Source organism: candidate division TA06 bacterium B3_TA06 (assembly GCA_005223075.1).
Classification (GTDB): domain Bacteria; phylum Hydrothermota; class Tepidihabitantia; order B3-TA06; family B3-TA06; genus B3-TA06.
Genome location: NJBO01000010.1, coordinates 17,216 through 35,824 on the forward strand (window position 1 = coordinate 17,216; position 18,609 = coordinate 35,824).

15 protein-coding genes are annotated in these 18,609 nt (G+C 53.6%); 11 read left to right on the forward strand and 4 right to left on the reverse strand.

Features of this window, described 5'->3' with window-relative positions; translation table 11 throughout:
- Positions 1–172: 172 nt before the first annotated feature.
- The 4 genes from CEE36_06900 to holA form a co-directional block, all read right to left on the reverse strand.
- Positions 173–1,114: a hypothetical protein gene (locus CEE36_06900; protein TKJ42623.1), complete on the reverse strand. Its 942-nt coding sequence runs from the start codon at positions 1,112–1,114 to the stop codon at positions 173–175.
- Complete coding sequence (locus tag CEE36_06905) at positions 1,114–2,028, reverse strand: hypothetical protein (protein ID TKJ42624.1); 915 nt, start codon at positions 2,026–2,028, stop codon at positions 1,114–1,116. The genes CEE36_06900 and CEE36_06905 overlap by 1 nt, the downstream gene beginning before the upstream one ends.
- 166 nt (positions 2,029–2,194) lie before the next feature.
- Complete coding sequence (locus CEE36_06910) at positions 2,195–4,648, reverse strand: leucine--tRNA ligase (GenBank protein TKJ42625.1); 2,454 nt, start codon at positions 4,646–4,648, stop codon at positions 2,195–2,197.
- Positions 4,632–5,699, reverse strand: coding sequence for a DNA polymerase III subunit delta (gene holA, locus CEE36_06915; GenBank protein ID TKJ42626.1), 1,068 nt, complete (start codon positions 5,697–5,699; stop codon positions 4,632–4,634). Before holA ends, CEE36_06910 begins: the two co-directional genes overlap by 17 nt.
- 481 nt (positions 5,700–6,180) lie before the next feature.
- Between holA and CEE36_06920 the strand changes: the two genes are divergently transcribed.
- The 11 genes from CEE36_06920 (at position 6,181) to ispH (ending at position 18,533) form a co-directional block, all read left to right on the forward strand.
- Positions 6,181–7,659, forward strand: a complete 1,479-nt coding sequence (locus CEE36_06920; GenBank protein ID TKJ42627.1) for a hypothetical protein — start codon at positions 6,181–6,183, stop codon at positions 7,657–7,659.
- A complete protein-coding gene (locus CEE36_06925) occupies positions 7,649–9,445 on the forward strand; it encodes a hypothetical protein (protein TKJ42628.1) in 1,797 nt (598 codons plus the stop codon). Before CEE36_06920 ends, CEE36_06925 begins: the two co-directional genes overlap by 11 nt.
- Entirely contained in the window at positions 9,435–10,217 is a 783-nt protein-coding gene (gene thiD / locus CEE36_06930; protein TKJ42629.1) for a bifunctional hydroxymethylpyrimidine kinase/phosphomethylpyrimidine kinase, read from the forward strand. Before CEE36_06925 ends, thiD begins: the two co-directional genes overlap by 11 nt.
- Before the next feature lie 197 nt (positions 10,218–10,414).
- Complete coding sequence (locus CEE36_06935) at positions 10,415–11,188, forward strand: AIR synthase (protein ID TKJ42630.1); 774 nt, start codon at positions 10,415–10,417, stop codon at positions 11,186–11,188.
- A gap of 12 nt (positions 11,189–11,200) precedes the next feature.
- Positions 11,201–11,476: a hypothetical protein gene (locus CEE36_06940; GenBank protein TKJ42631.1), complete on the forward strand. Its 276-nt coding sequence runs from the start codon at positions 11,201–11,203 to the stop codon at positions 11,474–11,476.
- Positions 11,473–12,099: a thiamine phosphate synthase gene (gene thiE, locus CEE36_06945; protein TKJ42632.1), complete on the forward strand. Its 627-nt coding sequence runs from the start codon at positions 11,473–11,475 to the stop codon at positions 12,097–12,099. The genes CEE36_06940 and thiE overlap by 4 nt, the downstream gene beginning before the upstream one ends.
- Positions 12,100–12,429: 330 nt before the next feature.
- Entirely contained in the window at positions 12,430–13,755 is a 1,326-nt protein-coding gene (locus tag CEE36_06950) for a serine hydroxymethyltransferase (protein ID TKJ42633.1), read from the forward strand.
- Positions 13,756–13,763: 8 nt separating this feature from the next.
- Positions 13,764–15,026: a phosphopyruvate hydratase gene (locus CEE36_06955; GenBank protein ID TKJ42695.1), complete on the forward strand. Its 1,263-nt coding sequence runs from the start codon at positions 13,764–13,766 to the stop codon at positions 15,024–15,026.
- Entirely contained in the window at positions 15,023–15,358 is a 336-nt protein-coding gene (locus CEE36_06960; protein ID TKJ42634.1) for a hypothetical protein, read from the forward strand. Before CEE36_06955 ends, CEE36_06960 begins: the two co-directional genes overlap by 4 nt.
- On the forward strand, positions 15,358–16,800 hold the full coding sequence (locus tag CEE36_06965) for an amidophosphoribosyltransferase (protein TKJ42635.1): 1,443 nt from the start codon (positions 15,358–15,360) through the stop codon (positions 16,798–16,800). The genes CEE36_06960 and CEE36_06965 overlap by 1 nt, the downstream gene beginning before the upstream one ends.
- Positions 16,797–18,533 carry a 4-hydroxy-3-methylbut-2-enyl diphosphate reductase gene (ispH, locus tag CEE36_06970; protein ID TKJ42636.1) on the forward strand — a complete coding sequence of 579 codons (1,737 nt, stop codon included), beginning with the start codon at positions 16,797–16,799 and terminating at the stop codon, positions 18,531–18,533. Before CEE36_06965 ends, ispH begins: the two co-directional genes overlap by 4 nt.
- Positions 18,534–18,609: the final 76 nt, after the last annotated feature.

Consider the following 18,609-nt stretch of genomic DNA (forward strand, 5'->3'; position numbering starts at 1 on the left):
GAGTAATTATGAGAATGCCCCGAAGGGGTACGGGTGTTATGTCCTTGATTAAGGGGCGTTAGTCCCAGGAAGTTATGGAGATGCCCCGCAGGGGTACGGGTGTTGCGGGTATTGCGGGTATTGTGGGTGTTATGGGTATTGTGGGTATTGTGGGTGTTATGGGTGTTACGGGTCACACGTCGCGGTCAAGGTAGGTGTCGTGTTCCAGGTAGGGATGGTACTCGCTCCACCGCTCGCCCGCATTGCTGCGAGCCGCAACCTCCTCATACATTGCACGCTTGGCATCGAGGTTGTCAAGTTGATGCAGAATCTCTGCTTCCAGGAAGAGAGGTCTGCGGGGCGAGCCGTACTCCATAAACCCGTGATGACTGATAACCATGTGTAAGAGCTTCCATGCAAGCTTTTCATGGAAGCGAGGGATGCGTTCTATCTCGCGTTCGATCATCCTTGTTCCTATCACGATGTGCCCTAAGAGTTTGCCCTCGTCTGTATTATCTATGGTGCGCGTATATTCGTACTCCCGTATCTTGCCTATGTCGTGCAGGAGTACCCCTGCGAGAAGCAAATCCTTGTCCAGATCCGAATTCAGTTCACAGAGCGCTTCGGCTGCGGTAAGCATGTCGTATGTATGGACGCACAACCCACCGAGATATGCGTGGTGAGCGCGCACCCCTGCCGGGGCGAGTTTGAACTGCCGCTCGAACGTAGAGTTGTTGTAGAAGGCGGTTAGAAGTGCTGAAAGTGGAGTACGCAGTTGATTTGCGGTCTCACGGAGCTTATGATAACAGCCTTCAACGTCTCTCGTTGTTTTTGGCAGGAAATCTGTGTAGTCTACCTCTGCTTCCTTTATCTGCCTGATTCCATCTATCTTCAGGTTAAGACGTCCGTTGTACTCTGAGAGATGGCCTCGCACACAGGCAAAGATGCCTTTGGGAAGATTGCTTGAAGGTGTAGGATCGAAGAGGATGGACTTGAGAATGCCGGTTCGGTCGCGTAGCTGGAAGATTAAGAAATTCTTGCCCTCGCGTGTCTTCCGGGTCTCCTTGTCGGCTAGGTAGAAGACATCATCTACATCGTCGCCGGAGCGTAAGTTCTCTATGAACTGTCTCTTCATCAGAACCGGTATGAGAGGGAGATGCGGTGGAAGAATCCCAGGTCAAGCCCCGGGGTGATCGCGTAGTCAACCGATACCCCTGCCAGATCGTGTATTCCCAGACCCAACGAGAATCCGGCCAGGATGTCAGCACCTTCCCCTGTCTTCCATGCCGAGCCCTGGGTTGAGTATCCTCCCCTTAGAGCCAGGATGTCAACAGGGAGGAACTCGATCCCTGCCCGAACGATTAGCGGCGCATCAAAGGGTTTGGAGACATCAAGACCCAGAAGAAGATTCTTCACCCCTGCGTAGCTTACACCGCCTCCGATGCCCAAGGGCATCCCGGAGCGCTCTTCCACGAAAGGTGTTATCTCGTATGCAGCGTTCTGCAATGCAACGCCTATAGCTAGGCCGGGCAGAAGATCAGTATACATCAGTCCAACATCAGCAGCGGCTCCTATCTGGGTGTTTGAGTCGGCCACAGCAAGATGGATTTTCAGGTTCGCTCCCGCACTTAGATTTTCGATTATCCCGTAGGCGAGGGTTCCGCCCAGGTTGATCACATGATAACCGAAACTGCCGAGATCCTCGTTGGTTGGCGAAGTCTTTGTCATGGTTCCCGAGTTGAGATAGAAGGCTCCGGCTGAATAACGTAGTTGGCCAGAGGACTGGGGCTTAAAGATGATTGAACCGATGTGTATTCCAGCAGGATAGGGGAGATAGTTGGCAGCAAGGATCATATTTTCGCTTGAGGATAATCCTGCCGGGTTGGCGAAGAACGCCTGAGGATTGTCCGCTACCCCCAGTGAGACACCGCCCATTCCCTGGCTTCTGGCATCGGGCTGGATGCGCAGGTGGTTGAGTCCGGTCTGGCCCGTCTCTAAGGCCATCACAGCTCCAGCGATGAAAAGGATTAATGCTATTGTGCGTTTCATCATCTGAGTTTAACGCGAAGTAGACTGATGTCAACCCGTAACGGACCTCAGGAATTTATCCGCAGATTGAAACTCGTTTCACACGTTTCCTTTCGGAACGCAGATTGAAAATCAAATTCATATCTGCGTCGTCTGCGAAACCTGAGGATTATTTTATCCCGGTGCTCTATACAACGAAATTAAGAAGCCTATCAGGGACGAAAATTATCTTGCGCGGTTCTGCGACAAGGTACTTTTTCACTACGTCATCTGCACGAGCCATTGCTATAATTTCATCTTTAGAAGTGCCCTTGTGTACTGCTATTACTGTCCTTACTTTACCATTTACTTGAATCGGGATCTCCACGACCTTTTCAATTACTGCTTCCTTATCGAATTCGGGCCATTGTGATTCGAAGATACTTTCATTGTTCCCAAGAGCCTCCCAAAGCTCTTCTGCGATGAACGGGGCAAAGGGAGCTAATATCTGCACGAACTTCGTTACCGCATATCTCACAACTGCATTTGGTTCGAGAGGAAGCATCGAAAAGCGATTCATGAATTCCATCATTCTTGCTACTGCGGTATTGTAGCTCATTCTCCCAATGTCTTCGCTGACTTGCTTGACAGTGCGTTCTATGGCAACGTATAGTTCATCATCAGGCCATTCAAGCGTCGAGCGGTCAAAAAACTCAGGTTGAATTGTGGTAGACTTAGTGATTTCTGAGTATACACGTTCAAGGAACCGTGTCGATCCTTTAAGCCCCTTCTCCGACCAAAGAACCTCACGTCCTGGCGGGGCGAAGAAGAGCATGGCTACCCGCGCGGCATCAACGCCGATGCGGTCTATAAGTTCTCGAGGCGAGACCGCGTTGCCCTTGGACTTGCTCATCACGTCACCGTTCTCGTCCAGCACCATCCCGTGATTGAAGAGCTTTATGACCGGTTCCTGGACCGGGCAGATCCCTAAGTCGTATAAAAACATGGTTATGAACCGGAAGTAGATCAGGTGTCCGGTGGCGTGCTCGTCGCCACCAATGTAAAGGTCTATGGGCAGCCACTTTTCTGCCTCAGCCTTGCTAAATATCTCCTTGTCATTCTTTGGATCCACATACCTCAAGTGGTACCAGGCCGAGTCAACAAAGGTATCCATGGTGTCGGTATCACGCTTTGCATTACCTCCGCACTTGGGGCAGGAGACGTTTATGAACTCGGGCACCGACTCAAGGGGCGAGCGGGCCTTGGGAACGAAGTTGATCTTTGACTCATCAGGCAGGAGCGCGGGCAGCTCTTCGGCGGGCACCGGCACCATACCGCATTTCGGGCAGTGAATCATGGGTATGGGCGCACCCCAGTAGCGCTGTCTGGAGATGAGCCAGTCGCGGAGACGATAGGAGACCGCAGGCTTGCCGAAGCCCTCCTCAGCCGCATACTCCGCAACCTTCCTTATTCCTTCCACCGAGCTGATGCCGTCGAACGGTCCTGATGAAACCATCACACCCGGCTCAACGTAGGCGGCCTCCATCTCGGAAAGCACGAGCTTGGAATCCGGCGGTTGAATAACTATCTTGATCGGTATGCCGTAGCGCTTTGCGAACTCGAAATCGCGCTGATCATGTGCAGGTACGGCCATCACCATGCCTGTTCCGTATGAAGCCAGCACGTAGTCGGCCACCCATAGCTGCACGTCCTCGTTATTGAACGGGTTACGAACTCTCAAGCCGGTATCCACCCCGTCCTTCTCCCTGTTCTCGGCCAGGCGCTCGATCTCAGATTTCAAAAGGGCGGCATCCCGGTACGCCTTCACCTTGTCCTTGTTCGGCATCCTATCGAGGAGCTTGGAGACCAGCTTGTGCTCGGGTGCAATGGCCATGAAAGTGACCCCGTAGACGGTGTCCGGTCTGGTCGTGAATATCGGCAACTTGATCTGGGGGTTATCCTTCAACTCAAATATCAACTCGGCACCATCGCTGCGGCCTATCCAGTTGCGCTGCATGATCTTTATAGGTTCTGGCCAGTCTTTAAGTTTGTCCAGGTTATCAAGCAGCCTCTGGGCGTAATCCGTGATCTTGAAGTACCACTGCACCAGTTCCTTCTTTTCGACCTGAGCCTGGCAGCGCCAGCATTTGCCACCGATCACCTGTTCGTTGGCCAGCACCGTATTGCAGGCGGGGCACCAGTTTACTAAGCCAGTGTCCCGATACGCCAGCCCCTTTTCATAGAGCTTGATGAACAGCCACTGGGTCCAGCGGTAATAGCGAGGATCGCAGGTTCGCACCTCCCTTGACCAATCGTAGCTTAAGCCGAGGGCTTTTATAGTCTCAGTGGCAGTATCAATGTTAGTCTCTGTCCATTTCCGTGGCGATCCCCCACGCTTTATGGCCGCTTCTTCGGCAGGCAGACCGAACGCGTCGAACCCGAAGGGATGAAGCAGCTGGTATCCATGCATGCGCTTGTAACGCCACATAAAGTCGCCGATGATATAATTTCTAAAGTGGCCGATGTGGATGTCGCCAGAGGTGTAAAGGAACATCTCCAGCTGATAGAACTTGCGTTCAGGATCTACCGGTGTGTCGTACAACTTCCATTCCTGCCAGCGCTTAAGCCACTTGGCTTCAATCTCCTTATAAGAATACTTCATCAAACTCCTCAACGCTTGTAGGTGCCAGATTTCCAATAACTACCTGCTCGAGCATCGCCTCTGCATCGCGGCCAGTGGTACGGACAGCCAAGTCAACCTCAGCCAGACGCATAAGAAACCGATGCAATCTTTCGGCGGGCCACCTTCGAGCCCTTTCCGGATACTCCTTCGAAAGCAGCCACCTACGCGAACCCAATCTCAACTCTTTCGCCATCTCTTCAGACGGAACCCTTCCCTTGAGTTCATGATATTTCAGCAGCGCAAATGCCTCCCTGGAAAGAGCACGAATAATCTGAAGCATGCCTTCCCTTGAATCGAAACGCAAAACACGATGCAATTCCCTTGATGCCCTGTCCCGATCTCTGGCAAATACCGCCCTAACACAATCATAAACCCCCTTCTCAAATGAATCGTGCAGGAGATCTTCTACGTCCTTAAGACCAACCCTATCCCCTTCACCGCGGTACAGATCAATCTTCGTAAGCATCTGTGCCAGCGCCATCAGGTTGCCTGCAGAAAGATCGATCATGAAATCCACGGTTCTATCGTCAAGCGAGAATCCCTTGGACGAGGCCTGGGTTTTCAGCCACGATGTCAATTCACTGGGCTTGGGTGAGACTAGATGACATACCGTGATCTTTTGTCCTTTAGCCCATTTGAGAAGGTTATCAGTTGCTTTCAGTTCCTTTTCGGCCATCATAACCACGACCCGTAACACATCCCGTAACACCTCGCGTACCTTTGCCGGGTGGGAGGCTACCCGCTCCAGCGCCTGGAGCTGATCTTTCTTGAGCTTGTGCGCCGAACGCAGCACCGTGACCTTTGTTTCCCCTCCGAACGAGAGGGTCCCAGCCGACGCCAGTAGCTGGGCCGGATCAAGCAATGCGGCATCCACTACTTCGTAGCCCCAACTTCCTGCTCCGCCGTAATTTGCACGAAGGGCTGTCAGAATCTCTTCGTGAAAGAACGCCTCTTCGCCGTAGCAAAGTAATGCCGCGGGTAAATCCCGCGCCTTGATGCGTTTTGCTAGTTCTTTCCTTGTGATGTGCATCTATAATAATATTTAGTTAGACCACTTATGTCAACCGCACCCCTAATCTGCTTACGGAACTCTGGTTCCGCAAGATCTGATGGAGTAGCCTACTTTCCTTAGTGCAGCACCACTACTTTGGTTGGGGTGGAGCAATACAGCGCAGACACTCCTGTCTCTTTTTTGGATCCGAACAGACTTTTGAACAGACAAGAGTGCTTCGGCAAGGGCATGGGCGGCCTATCTCCACTTGTATCCCTCCGGGGCACAAGCATGACTTCAATCCCACGAATACAATCATCTCGATGGGAACTTCATCAACTTCCCTGTCTTCCTGCTTGACGATCTCAACCTCTTTCTACCAGATAACGATGTATTGACCATGGATATTTCTGTAGTGTCCTCTCCGATCTTTTCTCCGAAGGAGAAAAGGAGGACTAAGGTGGTTGACTTGTGGGGCTTGTGTCTTATAATCATACCAATGGGGTGGACTTTTTTATTAATGACCCTTGTAGGACAGATCGTGGGGGACACGGCCTTCTCGTTGGAAGGTGTTGCCTCTATCTCGGGGGCTCTTTCCTACAACTATGTTGATCCTTACCTGTATCTTTTGAACTATGATTACAAGAACCCAGCATCTGCTTCGTGTATGCGCGGCGCGGTTACCAATCCTGCTGCACTTGCCTTGGTGAAAACCGCCGCAGGAGGCCTTGCAGCAGGCTTCGGCCGGACTGGCGGGGTGGAACTTACCCTGAGTTCCGAGATACCCTACGTGGGCGAGGTGAAGGTGCCCATCTCCTTCTACGCTGAGGAGGCAAGCGGGGTATACTTCGGCGGCGGTGCGGCAAGGATGGGTGAGGTAGTTGTGGGGTTTGCGTACGTAGAAGGAGACCGCTTCAATGGGGATATTTTTGCACGTGCAGATGTTGCCTTCAGCGCCACCTACTCGTTGCGCGACACCCTTACAGAGGCCGATCTTCCCGGCCAGGAAGAGGGAACTACTATCCCTATACTCATAGACCTGAAGGGAGAGGGGGGTGGATCGATGGCTATTGAGGGCAGAGCCCGACTCAAGGCAACGCCCTTCTATCTTATCCTTGCCACCGAAGATAGGGGGATAAACTACGGGGTTGCTTTTCGTTGGAGCACCTTCGACGGCTGGATTGACTATACTGACACCCTTACCCCTGTGTTGAAGCCAACCGGTGCTATGGTTTACTCCGAATCTGATGAATGGGACGTCGGGGTGTCTATTTCAGCGGTGGTTGAAGGGGGCGAGATATACTCCAACAAATACTCTGCTATCCTCGTTGGGAATCAGCTGGGAGCAGCTTTCGGAATGCAGAAGCCGAGCGATCTAATTAGTTGGGGGTTTTCAGTGGAGCAGGATCTAGGCGCGAACATACTGCGCACAAGGATCGGGGGAAGCAGGAGAGGAGGGCTGCCTCGGGTTGTCGAGCTTAATACTGAGAACCTCGAGGTGGACGCTGATGCAAGGATTCTTAAAGGTGAGATGACCGTTGTGCTGGGCTATGATGATCTTCAGGTGAGTGAGGTGGAGAGTAGGGAGTTGCTTACCCTGCCCCCGCGGACCTCTTTCCGTGGAGGGATTCAAGTAACACCTGGGGATTGGATCATAGATGCGAGTTTTACCGCGTCAAGAACATGGGGGCGCGGAACTAGTGAGGTGTTCTTCGGGACAGGTTTCGGTTATAACTGGAAGGTACCTATCCGCTTCAGTCAGGCTCTCTTCTACCGCGTGACGAAGATAGAAGAGATGCCTATCTACTCGATCCCCGGACTCTTCTTCGGGGTCTCCACCACGCTTGAATGGAAAGGTCTGGGGCTTGATCTTTCAATTCGTGCGAACACAACAACCGCGTTCTTTGGTGAGTACGCCGCGGCGATCGATCCGGACGTGCCGGATCTGGGTATCATAAACTACCTGAGCGCAGGAGCGGGCTTGAGCTATGGCTTCTAGCAGGATGAGTGTTGCTGAACGAAGGAGAAGGGAACGTAAAAAGAGGCTGACAGGAGTTATACTTTCGCTCTTTCTTCCCGGTTTGGGACAACTTGCTACGGGAAGGATAGGTATCGGTATCGCAGCCTTGATCCTGGATGCGGGTTTCGTGCTTTTCCCCTTGACCATGATAAGGATAGTGGTGATCCAGAATGAACTCACGAATCTAACCTGGCTTATCTGGCTGTTATGGGGTGTTACATTTGGACTCTATTATCTCCTTGTTGCCTACGACGCCTACCGCGGCACACGGCTCCGGACCGCTCCTTGCAGGGGTGACTGCCCTGCGGAGATAAACGTTTCAGACTACGTGGCGCTTGTTGCAGCAGGACGTTATGCCGAAGCGCTTGAGCTTATTCGTGAGCGTGCACCTCTGGCCGCGACCCTTGGCAGGATATGTCCTGCACCTTGCGAGGAGGTTTGCACCAGAACAAGGATAGAAGAACCCATAGCTATCCGGGCACTCAAGCGAAGTGTCGGGGAACACAGCGGTGGCGAGTCTACTAACTCGCAGTTCACCGTCAAGCATCCTCAAAAAGTAGCGGTTGTTGGAGCGGGTGCATCGGGCCTCAGCTGCGCCTATTTTCTTGCAAAACGAGGTTATTCGGTTGATATATTCGATCGGGAGGGGAGTCCTGGCGGGCTGCTTTCAACTACCATCCCTTGTTTCAGGTTTCCGCGTGAGGCTTTGAAGGAAGACATCGACTTTATCCTTTCATCAAGCGAGGGGATTCATTTCAAAGGCGACAAGACACTGGGAGAGAACCTCGATCTAGGTGAACTGGAGCGCTCCTACGACGCCTTATATCTGGCTTTGGGGGCATCCAAGCCAAGGCCCTTAAGAATAGAGGGAGAAAACCTCAGAGGCGTAATCCCAGGACTTTTATTCTTACGTGATGTTTGCACAGGTGAATCCTCTTATTCATTCTCCGGCCACGTTGCGGTTCTGGGTGGAGGCAACACCGCTGTGGACTCAGCCAGGGCAGCATTAAGGCTTGGAGCAAAGAACGTGACCCTGTTCTACCGTCGTAGGCGTGAGCATATGCCTGCCTATGCAGGAGAGGTAGCCGAGGCCGAGAAGGAAGGGGTGAAGATTAAGTTCCTTGCCGCTCCCCTAAGGTTCGAAGGCAAGGATAGGGTTGAACGTGTGCGTTTCGGACGCATGAGGCTCCTAAGTCACGGATTAGGACGCGGTTCTGAACTTGAGGCGGTCGAAGGTGAAGAGTGGAACGAAGAGGTTGAGGCGGTGATCGTCGCGGTCGGTCAGGAGCCTGACCTTACACTCCTAGAAAACCTTCCTACAGACATAGACGGCAGGATCAAGGTGCGCCGCAGCTTACGGGTCCCTCACCGCAAGCTCTTTGCCGGCGGCGACATGGTCCGCGGTCCGGCAGCAGTTGTCGAGGCTGTGGCAGACGGACGTAAGGCAGCACAGGCCATAGATTTCTTCTTAAGGCCGCGGTTCCTGCCCGGATTCTTTGAGCATATTGCAGATTTTGATCCTGACTTCGGGCTTGAGAGACTTGAGGGCGCTGCATGGACCGAGAAAAAGCCTCCGGTCAAATCACGGGTCAGAGAACAAACCAATTACAAGAATCCGGGTCTTTACGTAGAGACCATATGCGGATTGACCGGAGAATCAGATCAGGAGGAAGCAAAGCGCTGTCTTCGATGTCAGCGGTACAACGTAGGGTTTGCCTACCGCAAGGGCAAGCAGAAAGGATATCTATCTTTAGATGAACGCTAAGGTGCCTTTAGCGCTTACCATAGCCGGCTTTGATCCATCTGGCGGTGCCGGTATCCAGGAGGACCTCAAGGTCTTTCACGAACTGGGTGTGCATGGACTTTCAGTAGTCTCAGCGATTACAGTGCAGTCCAGCTTCGGGATGCGCAGGGCCGTAGTGGTTAAGCCTGAACTGGTTTCAGAACAGATCAACTGTCTCTTGGAGGACCGCCAGCCTGCTGCTGCCAAGACCGGTCTTCTTACCACCAACGTTCTGCCTGCGATAATCGAGTTCCTGAAGAAGATTTCGTTCCCTGTGGTGGTTGATCCGATCTTTGAATCCGGTTCAGGCCTTTTGCTTGCCTCCTCCCAGATGATTGAACTCTACAGAAAAGAGGTGATTCCCCGCGCCGCTCTGATCATCCCCAATGTGCCTGAGGTGGAGAGGCTTCTGGATATCACCATCGTTGACAACAGTTCACTTGAAGGGGTCGCGCGTTCTTTGCTCAATATCGGGGCCAAGGCGGTGCTCATTAAGGGCGGGCATCTGAAGGAAGATCAGGTGGTGGATCTTTTCCTTACCCGAACCGATGCCCGCAGATTCGTTAAGCCCAGGCGAGGTTTCCGCGACGTCCACGGTACCGGATGCGCGCTCTCTGCAGCGATAACCGCGTATTTAGCGAGGGGCTCTTCCATGGCCGATGCCGTTGCTTCTGCTGAAGCATACATAGACCGCAAACTGGCCGATCTTTTATATGCCGGTGAGGGCACGCCAATAATCAATCACCTCAAGTAAGATAAACCGCAGATTGAAACTCGTTTCACTCGTTTCCCTTCGGTAGAACTCCTTGCAGTCGTTCTCCTTCGGATCGCAGATGACGCAGATCGGTAAAATCAGTGAAATCTGCGTAATCTGTGGTTAAGTCCCTCCCCTTTGACAGAAACCTCGGAGCAGTTATAATTCAGCAATTCTGATAAGACTAAGGAGGTTCAGTGAACGAAGAAGCCAAGTTTCCTGCCATAGGTAAGGTCTCACCGGAGTTCTTCAATACAGTAATCTATCCGGCACTAGGCGCCAAACGCCCCGAGGTTCTGGTAGGTCCCCATCACGGAGTGGATATCTCAATCGTGCGAACCGCACCCGGCAAGGTGATGGCAGTTACCACCGATCCCATCTACATCGTTCCGCCTTACGGTTGGGAAGAGGCGGCGTGGTTCGCCTGGCACATCCTTGCCTCAGACGTCACAACCTCCGCACTTCCTGCGGCCTATGCTGTTTTCGATTTCAACATGCCCATGAGTATCACCGAGGAGCAGTTTGCTAAGATCTGGAAGGTGTTTGACCGCGAGTCAGAGAAGTACGGGGTGGCCATAATCGGCGGGCACACCGCACGTTACACAGGCACCGACTACCCGATGGTCGGAGGCGCCACGTTCATTGCCGTTGGCGATGAGGATGCCTACATCACCCCTCAGATGGCCAGGCCGGGTGACATCCTCTGCATGACCAAGAGCGCCGCGGTTGAAGCCGTTGGCATCTTCTCAAGGCTCTTCAACGAGAAGATAAAGGAAGGATTGGGAGAGGAAGTGGCAAAGAAGGGCTGGGAGATATTCAACCTTATGAGTACGGTGGACGATTCCCTGGCCGCGGCACGGTTCGGTGTGCGTGAAGCCGGTGTGGCCGCCATGCACGATGCCACCGAGTGCGGGGGTATCGGTGCCGCGTGCGAGGGATCGGAGGCGGGTCGTGGCGGGCGAGAGTGTTGATCTCGGTGGTGTGTGGTCTACCCTGAGATCCGCGCAATCTGCGAGATGTTCGGCATGCAGTCTGAGATCTCCATAAGCGAAGGAACGCTGATTCTTGCGGTCAAAGAGAAGCACTGGCAGGCATTTAGCAAACACATGGCCGCCCGTAACACACCAATAACCGAGATAGGTCGATTCATGAAAGCATCGGATGGGATTATGGTCATCCGCGGCGGCAAGCGCGAGCCGTTGAAGCATCCCAGGGTTGATCCCTTCTGGTCTGCGTTCGACCGGGCAATGAAGGGATGAGGCTACCACGTCTATACGCAATAACCGACGAGAAGGTTCTGCCTAATGCTCAACTGATCACCAAGGTGAGGGAGGTTCTTGAGGCGGGAGCCGGATTTCTTCAGCTTCGATTCAAAAAGACTCCGGCTGATGAGCGGCTGAGGCTGGGCCAGGAGATCAGGGCACTCACGAGGGAATATAACTCCTTGCTCATAGTCAACGATTCGCCCCAGCTTGCCAATGCGATCGAAGCCGACGGCGTGCATCTGGGTGCGGATGATCCACAAGTCCCTCAAGCGCGGGGAATCCTGGGCAAGGATGCAATCATCGGTGTCTCATGCTACGAGGATATGGATCTCGTAAAACGTTGGACTCCTGAAGATATCTCCTACATCGGTCTATCAAGCCCCTATCCTTCGACAACCAAGCATAAGGAAGTGGTACCACTGGATAAGTTCAAGGAACTGGTTGCCGCAAGCCGCCTGCCTTGCTATGCGATCGGAGGGATCGCGCCCGAGAGGGTAGGGGAGATGCTAGATGCAGGATGTTACGGGGTGGCGGTGATCTCGGCTGTCTTTGGTGCCGGAAACCCTGCTTATGAGACGAAAAGGTTCCTTGCCGAGTTGGATCGTCTCAATTGGTAGGTTCCACCCTCCGGTTTTAGGAAGGCGGGCCGACCTAATACCCTATGGGGCACTCAGTACCCCAAGGGGCACGCTGAGGTCGGCCCCTACGAGCTCCTGCCTTGCTTGGATTCCGTTTTATTTCGAGATAAGAGGTAGTCTCCGCGTCCTTATATAAAGAGCTAACCCTTGACTTAGCTTATAATGAGTATAAAATAAAGATTCAAGGATTCCAAGGAGGTCATATGTACTCGAAGGAATTTACATGCTCCTTTTGCCCTTCGGGCCAAAGATCGCAGTTAAAAGAATGTGAATTCAGTTGTTTGGATTTTTCAAACCAGAGGAGGTTTTATGTACTCGAAAGAGTTGTATAAAACTGATCCGGAAATCTTTGCCGCTATTCACAATGAGACAGTTCGTGAGCACGCCGGTCTGGAGCTGATCGCATCGGAAAACTTCGTATCCGAGGCGGTGCTTGCCGCCCTTGGGTCGGTACTTACAAACAAGTACGCCGAGGGCTATCCCTACAAGTGGGATAAGGAGACAGACGAGATTGACTATTCCAAGTACGGACGCTACTACGGCGGATGCGAGTTCATTGACGAGGCGGAGAAGCTTGCGATCGAGCGTGCCAGAGAGCTTTTTGGCGCAGACCACGTGAACGTTCAGGCGCACTCCGGCACCACAGCCAACATGACCGCCTACTTCGCCCTGGCAGAGCCTGGCGATACACTCCTTGGACTCAACCTTTCACACGGCGGGCACCTCTCGCACGGCCATCCCATAAACTTCTCAGGAAGATTCTTCAAGGTGGTGCAGTACGAGGTTGATCCCGAAACCGAGCAGATCAACTTCGACACGTTGCTCAAACTCGCCCGTGAGGCAAAGCCGAAGATGATCGTTGCCGGTGCTTCTGCATATCCAAGAACCATGTACTTTGATAAGTTCCGCGAGATTGCCGACGATGTGGGAGCCTATCTTATTGCGGATATCGCCCACATCGCAGGCCTGATTGCTGCCAAGCTGCACATCTCCTCCATTCCCTATGCGGATATCACCACCACCACCACTCACAAGACGCTTCGTGGGCCGCGCGGCGCGATCATCATGTGCAAGAAGGAACACGCAAAGACCGTGGACAAGGTCAGCTTCCCGGGCATGCAGGGCGGTCCGCTGGAGCACGTGATTGCTGCCAAGGCCGTGGCGTTCAAGGAGGCGTTAAGCGAGGAGTTCGTTCTCTATCAGAGGCAGATCGTGGCCAACGCCAAGGCCCTTGCTGAGGAATTAACCAAGCGTGGCTACCGGATGGTGGCAGGCGGGACAGACACCCATCTCATGCTGGTGGATTTGCGTCCCAAGGGCGTGACCGGGCGCAAGGCCGAACGCAGGCTGGAGCGTGCAGGCATCACCTGCAACCGCAACACCATACCATACGATCCTGAAAAGCCCTTCATCGCTTCAGGCATCAGATTGGGAACCCCGGCACTTGCCACTCGTGGGATGAAGGAGCCTGAGATGGCAAAGGTGGCAGAACTTATAGATGAGGTCATCTCCAACATCGAAGACGAAGAGGTTTATCCTCGCGTAAAAGCAAAGGTCCGCGAGCTCTGCGAGAGCTTCCCACTCTATGCGGAGCGTCGTAAGGAGTATGGAAGTATCTCAGCTCAGGGAGAGTGAAAGGAAACATGATGAGTATTCTTGATCTTGTTGGCCGTGAGGTTCTTGATTCCCGGGGCAACCCTACAGTTGAGGTAGAGTGTATCCTGGAGGACGGCTCTTCGGGCAGGGCTATGGTTCCTTCAGGTGCATCCAGGGGCGAGCTTGAGGCGCTTGATCTTCGTGACGGAGATGCGAACCGCTACGGCGGCAAGGGTGTTCTTAAGGCGGTCGGTAACGTAAACACCCTGATCCGCAAGGCTCTGGTGGGAGAGATTCCCTTTGACCAGCGGTTGATTGACGGCATCCTTCTCGATCTTGACGGAACCGAAAACAAGCAAAAGCTGGGCGCAAACGCGATTCTCGGCGCCTCACTTGCGGTTGCAAAGGCGGCTGCTGAGAGCCTCGGCCTCCCTCTATATCGGTATCTTGGTGGTATAGTCGGTTACACCATGCCTGTTCCGCTCCTCAACGTGATCAACGGAGGAGCGCACGCAACCAACAACCTCGAATTTCAGGAGTTCATGCTGGTCTCTGCAGGATTTACGAGCTTTGCCGAGGCGATTCGTGCCGGTGCCGAGATCTACCATGCGCTCAAAAGGGAGCTTGTGGATGCAGGTGTGGATGCTGGAATCGGTGATGAGGGAGGTTTTGCCCCCAATCTTGCCGATACCGAAGAGGCAATAGGGCTGATGGTCAAGGCGGTCGAGAAGGCAGGTTATAAGCCAGGTGAGCAGATATTTTTAGCACTCGACGTAGCCGCAAGCCAGTTCTACACCGACGGTCGTTATCTCCTGGGTGAGCGTTCGTTGAGTGCCGAGGAGATGATAGATCTATACGAAGATCTCCTGGAACGCTACCCCCTTGTCTCGATAGAAGACGGACTTGCTGAGACCGACTGGGACGGTTGGAAGCTTCTTACAACAAGCCTTGGTGATCGTGTTCAGCTTGTGGGTGATGATATTTTCGTTACCAACCCTGAGATCCTTTCCCGCGGCATAGAGCAAGGAGTGGCTAACTCGTTGTTGGTGAAGCCGAACCAGATAGGCACGCTTTCGGAGACCCTGGACGCCATCCGCCTGGCGCAGGATGCAGGTTACAGCACCATTCTTTCTCATCGTTCGGGTGAGACCGAGGATGTGAGCATAGCCCACCTTGCGGTGGCCGCTAACGTATCTCAGATCAAGAGCGGTGCACCGACGCGCTCGGAACGGGTGGCCAAGTACAACGAACTTTTAAGGATCGAAGAAGAGACCGGTGCTCGCTTCTTTGGATCCAGACTCTTCACATGAAAAAGGGCAGACGCTGGTTAATTGTGCTTGCCGTGGTGGCTGTGGTGGCGTTTTTGTTCCTGGCCGGGCCGAACGGACTTGTGAAGCTAATAAAGATGAAGCATCGTGAAGCCGAGCTTGAGAAACGCATGATCGAGCTCCAAGCAGAGATCGAGATTACCCACCAGAAGGTCGAGCGACTAGCTTCTGATCCCGACTTCCTTCGCCAGGTAGCAAAGGAAAGGCTGCAGATGATCGATCCACAGGATACAGTAAAAAAGGAAAGTGTCCAAACAGATACTGCACGATCCGGAAATCCTGCCAATGATTCTTTGAACCGAGGTGATCGCTGATGTGTGGGATCGTCGGCATAATCAGTCAGGATCGTGATGTCGGATACGATCTTTACGAGGCGCTTTTGACCCTTCAGCATCGAGGTCAGGATGCGGCAGGGATTGCAACCTACGACGGCATTCTGCATCTGAAGAAGGGAATCGGTTTGGTTCAGCGTGTCTTCAATCGTAAGAACCTTTCTCGTTTGCGCGGTACGGTCGGGATTGGCCAGACGCGATACCCTACTATAGGTCGTGGGTCGCCGGAGGACTCCCAGCCCTTCTACGTTAACTACCCCTACGGGGTGGCCATGGTGCATAACGGTAACGTTATCAACTTCCTTGCCCTTAAAGAGGAGCTGCAGAGGGTGCATCGCAGGAAGCTGAACTCCACAAGCGACGTTGAGGCCATACTTAACGTCTTCGCCGACGAGCTGGTGCATAAAGGTTCGTCCGTCTTCTCCCTTGACGATCTCTTCGATGCGGTGGCCGGTGTATTCCGAAGGGTGCAAGGGACGTACTCGGTTGTGGCCATGCTCGGCGACGGCAGTCTCTTAGCCTTCCGTGACCCCCTGGGTATCCGTCCGCTCGTGATGGGCAGAAAGGATGCTGTGACGGCGTTCGCCTCGGAGACGGTTACCTTTGATTTCTTGGGATTTGAAAGCCTGGGCGATGTGGCGCCTGGAGAGGCGGTTCATGTAAGTGCGGACGGAAAAGAGACACGCCGTCAGATTGCCGAACCGGATCATCATCCCTGCATCTTTGAGTGGGTCTACTTTGCCAGGCCCGACTCGGTCATCGAGGGTATAGGTGTGCTTGAGGCACGCAGACGTCTGGGTGAGGCGTTGGCAAGGCGATGCCGCGAGGTGGGGATCGAGCCCGAGGTGGTAGTTCCTGTTCCTGATACCGGGCGTCCCGCCGCCCTGGCTTTGACTGAGGCAACGGGTTGGCGTCTTTCCGAGGGACTGATCCGGAACCGCTACATCCAGCGTACCTTCATCATGCCTACCCAGACCAAGCGCCGTTCCTCTGTTCGCCAAAAGTTCAACCCTGTTCGTAGCGAACTGGCAGGGAGGAAGGTTCTTCTGGTTGACGATACCATCGTCCGTGGGAACACCTCGCTTGAGCTTATCAAGCTTCTGCGTCAGGCCGGGCCATCGGAGGTCTACTATGCGGTATACGGCTCAACTCTGCGTTCGCCCTGCATTTACGGGATCGACATGGCTACCCGTGACGAGTTCATCGCCAAGGATCACCCCGAGGAAGAGATCGAACGTTTGATAGGCGCCGATCGGTTGATCTACCAGGCCTACGATGACATGGTAGCCGCGGTTGCAGGCGGCAGGAAGATGAACTTCTGCACCGCCTGTTTTTCGGGCAAATACCCCACCCCGGTAACCGACGCCGATCTCGATCAGATCGCGGCGGAGCGCAACTCTGCCAAACCTTATCCCAGAACGTGAAGATAAAACTTGCGCGGACCTCCGGGTTCTGCTACGGGGTCCGAAGAGCGGTTAACAGGACGTTCGACGAGGCCCTTCATGCGGACAATCTTTACACACTGGGCGAGCTGATCCACAACCCCCAGGTACTTGAGATCCTCAAGCTGCGGGGGGTTAAGATTGCCGAGAGCGTGGATGAGATCCCGGACGGCGCGTCGGTAATCATCCGCTCGCACGGGGTAAGCCCACAGATAAAGGCAGAGCTTGGAAAACGTGGTTTGAGGATAATAGACGCCACCTGTCCCAGGGTGGTGCGTGTCCAGCAGCTTGCCGAACGTGCCGGACGAAGAGCGAGACACGTGATTATCTTTGGGGACAGGGAGCACTCAGAGGTCAAGGGTATCGCGGCGCATGCAGGCAGAAGGGTAAGCATAGTGAAGGACCTGAAGGGATTGCGCAGGGCACTGAGGCGAATCCCTCGTAAAGAAAAGATTACCCTGCTTGCGCAGAGCACACAGAATCTTTCCGCTTGGGAGGAACTTAAGAGGGAGGTGTGTCGCCTGAAACCTGATGCCCAGATACACGAAACCATCTGTGGAGCCACCGACGAGCGACAATCTGAGGTGAGAGAACTGGCCAGGGAAGTCAAGGCGATGGTGGTGGTTGGAGGTCTTAGAAGTGCCAACACCCGGCGTTTAGCAGAAGTCGCGCGGGAAGAGGGAATACCCGCGTTCCACGTTGAGACCGAGGCTGATTTAGCAGCAAACAAGTTGGGGCGTTTTGAAGTGGTAGGCGTGGCTGCCGGTGCCTCGACTCCCTCATGGATGATCCGCCGCGTACTTCATGCGATGGAACTCGTCGGGAAGAGACGTTCGTTTGTCTCTTTTTTACAGGAGGTATGGCGATTCATCGTTCGCAGCAACATACTCGTAGCGTTTGCCGCAGCCCAGCTCGTATACACCTCATCCCGGTTGCAGGGGATAGAACCTGAACTTTACTATCAATGGATCGTTGCCGCATACATCTTCGGGATGCACCTTCTCAATCACTTTACCGATGTCTTCTCCATCCAGATCAACTACCCTGCCAGAGTAGGGTTCTATGCTCGTTTCCGGAGATTGCTGCTCACACTGGGACTCTTGGGAATAGGCTCCACCCTTGTTGTTTCCTACTTGCTGGGGCCTTTCACCTTCATCTTGATCCTTGCCATGTCCCTTTTGGGTCTTATCTACCGGGTGGAGCTTTTCGGAAAGCGAAGGTTAGGGGCACACAGGCTTATGGACATCCCTGGCTCAAAGGACCTTTTCCTGGGGCTTGCCTGGACCGTGGTGATTGCGCTTCTTGTTGTTCCTGCAAGCGGCTCAACCTTCAGTCCTGCCACAGGTATCACGGCACTATTTGTATTCAGCCTGGCCTTCACCCGTTCGCTTGTCTACAGCATTCGCGACGTTCAGGGCGACCGGATGGTGGGCCGCGAGACCATACCTGTTCTTATCGGCGAGAGCCTCACCCGCAGACTGGGAGCGGTTGTGCTTTTCTTGGCCGCTTGTGGACTTGTTGCCTCCTTTATCCTGGGATGGTGCTCGGTGCTCGCCCTGCTTCTTATCTTTAACCTGGTCTATGCGTTTGTGATGCTTTGGTTGACCAGAGGGGAAAAGGTATATTCGGACGTTTTATTTGAAACGATCGTGGAGGGGAACCTTATCTGCTCCCATCTTGTTGCCTACGGCGTCCACCTTGCCGGATTTGCCTAACCGCAGATTGCACAGATTACACGGATTGAGCGAATCGCTATCAAATTTAAAATTTACATTCTGCAATCAGCGCGTC

Coding starts and splice junctions, on each gene's coding strand:
- CEE36_06910 (TKJ42625.1), bottom strand. CDS start 4,648: ATGAAGTATTCTTATAAGGAGATTGAAGCCAAGTGGCTTAAGCGCTGG.
- CEE36_06905 (TKJ42624.1), bottom strand. CDS start 2,028: ATGAAACGCACAATAGCATTAATCCTTTTCATCGCTGGAGCTGTGATG.
- CEE36_06925 (TKJ42628.1), top strand. CDS start 7,649: ATGGCTTCTAGCAGGATGAGTGTTGCTGAACGAAGGAGAAGGGAACGT.
- CEE36_06950 (TKJ42633.1), top strand. CDS start 12,430: ATGTACTCGAAAGAGTTGTATAAAACTGATCCGGAAATCTTTGCCGCT.
- thiD (TKJ42629.1), top strand. CDS start 9,435: ATGAACGCTAAGGTGCCTTTAGCGCTTACCATAGCCGGCTTTGATCCA.
- holA (TKJ42626.1), bottom strand. CDS start 5,699: ATGCACATCACAAGGAAAGAACTAGCAAAACGCATCAAGGCGCGGGAT.
- CEE36_06965 (TKJ42635.1), top strand. CDS start 15,358: ATGTGTGGGATCGTCGGCATAATCAGTCAGGATCGTGATGTCGGATAC.
- CEE36_06960 (TKJ42634.1), top strand. CDS start 15,023: ATGAAAAAGGGCAGACGCTGGTTAATTGTGCTTGCCGTGGTGGCTGTG.
- CEE36_06900 (TKJ42623.1), bottom strand. CDS start 1,114: ATGAAGAGACAGTTCATAGAGAACTTACGCTCCGGCGACGATGTAGAT.
- CEE36_06920 (TKJ42627.1), top strand. CDS start 6,181: ATGACCCTTGTAGGACAGATCGTGGGGGACACGGCCTTCTCGTTGGAA.
- CEE36_06955 (TKJ42695.1), top strand. CDS start 13,764: ATGATGAGTATTCTTGATCTTGTTGGCCGTGAGGTTCTTGATTCCCGG.
- thiE (TKJ42632.1), top strand. CDS start 11,473: ATGAGGCTACCACGTCTATACGCAATAACCGACGAGAAGGTTCTGCCT.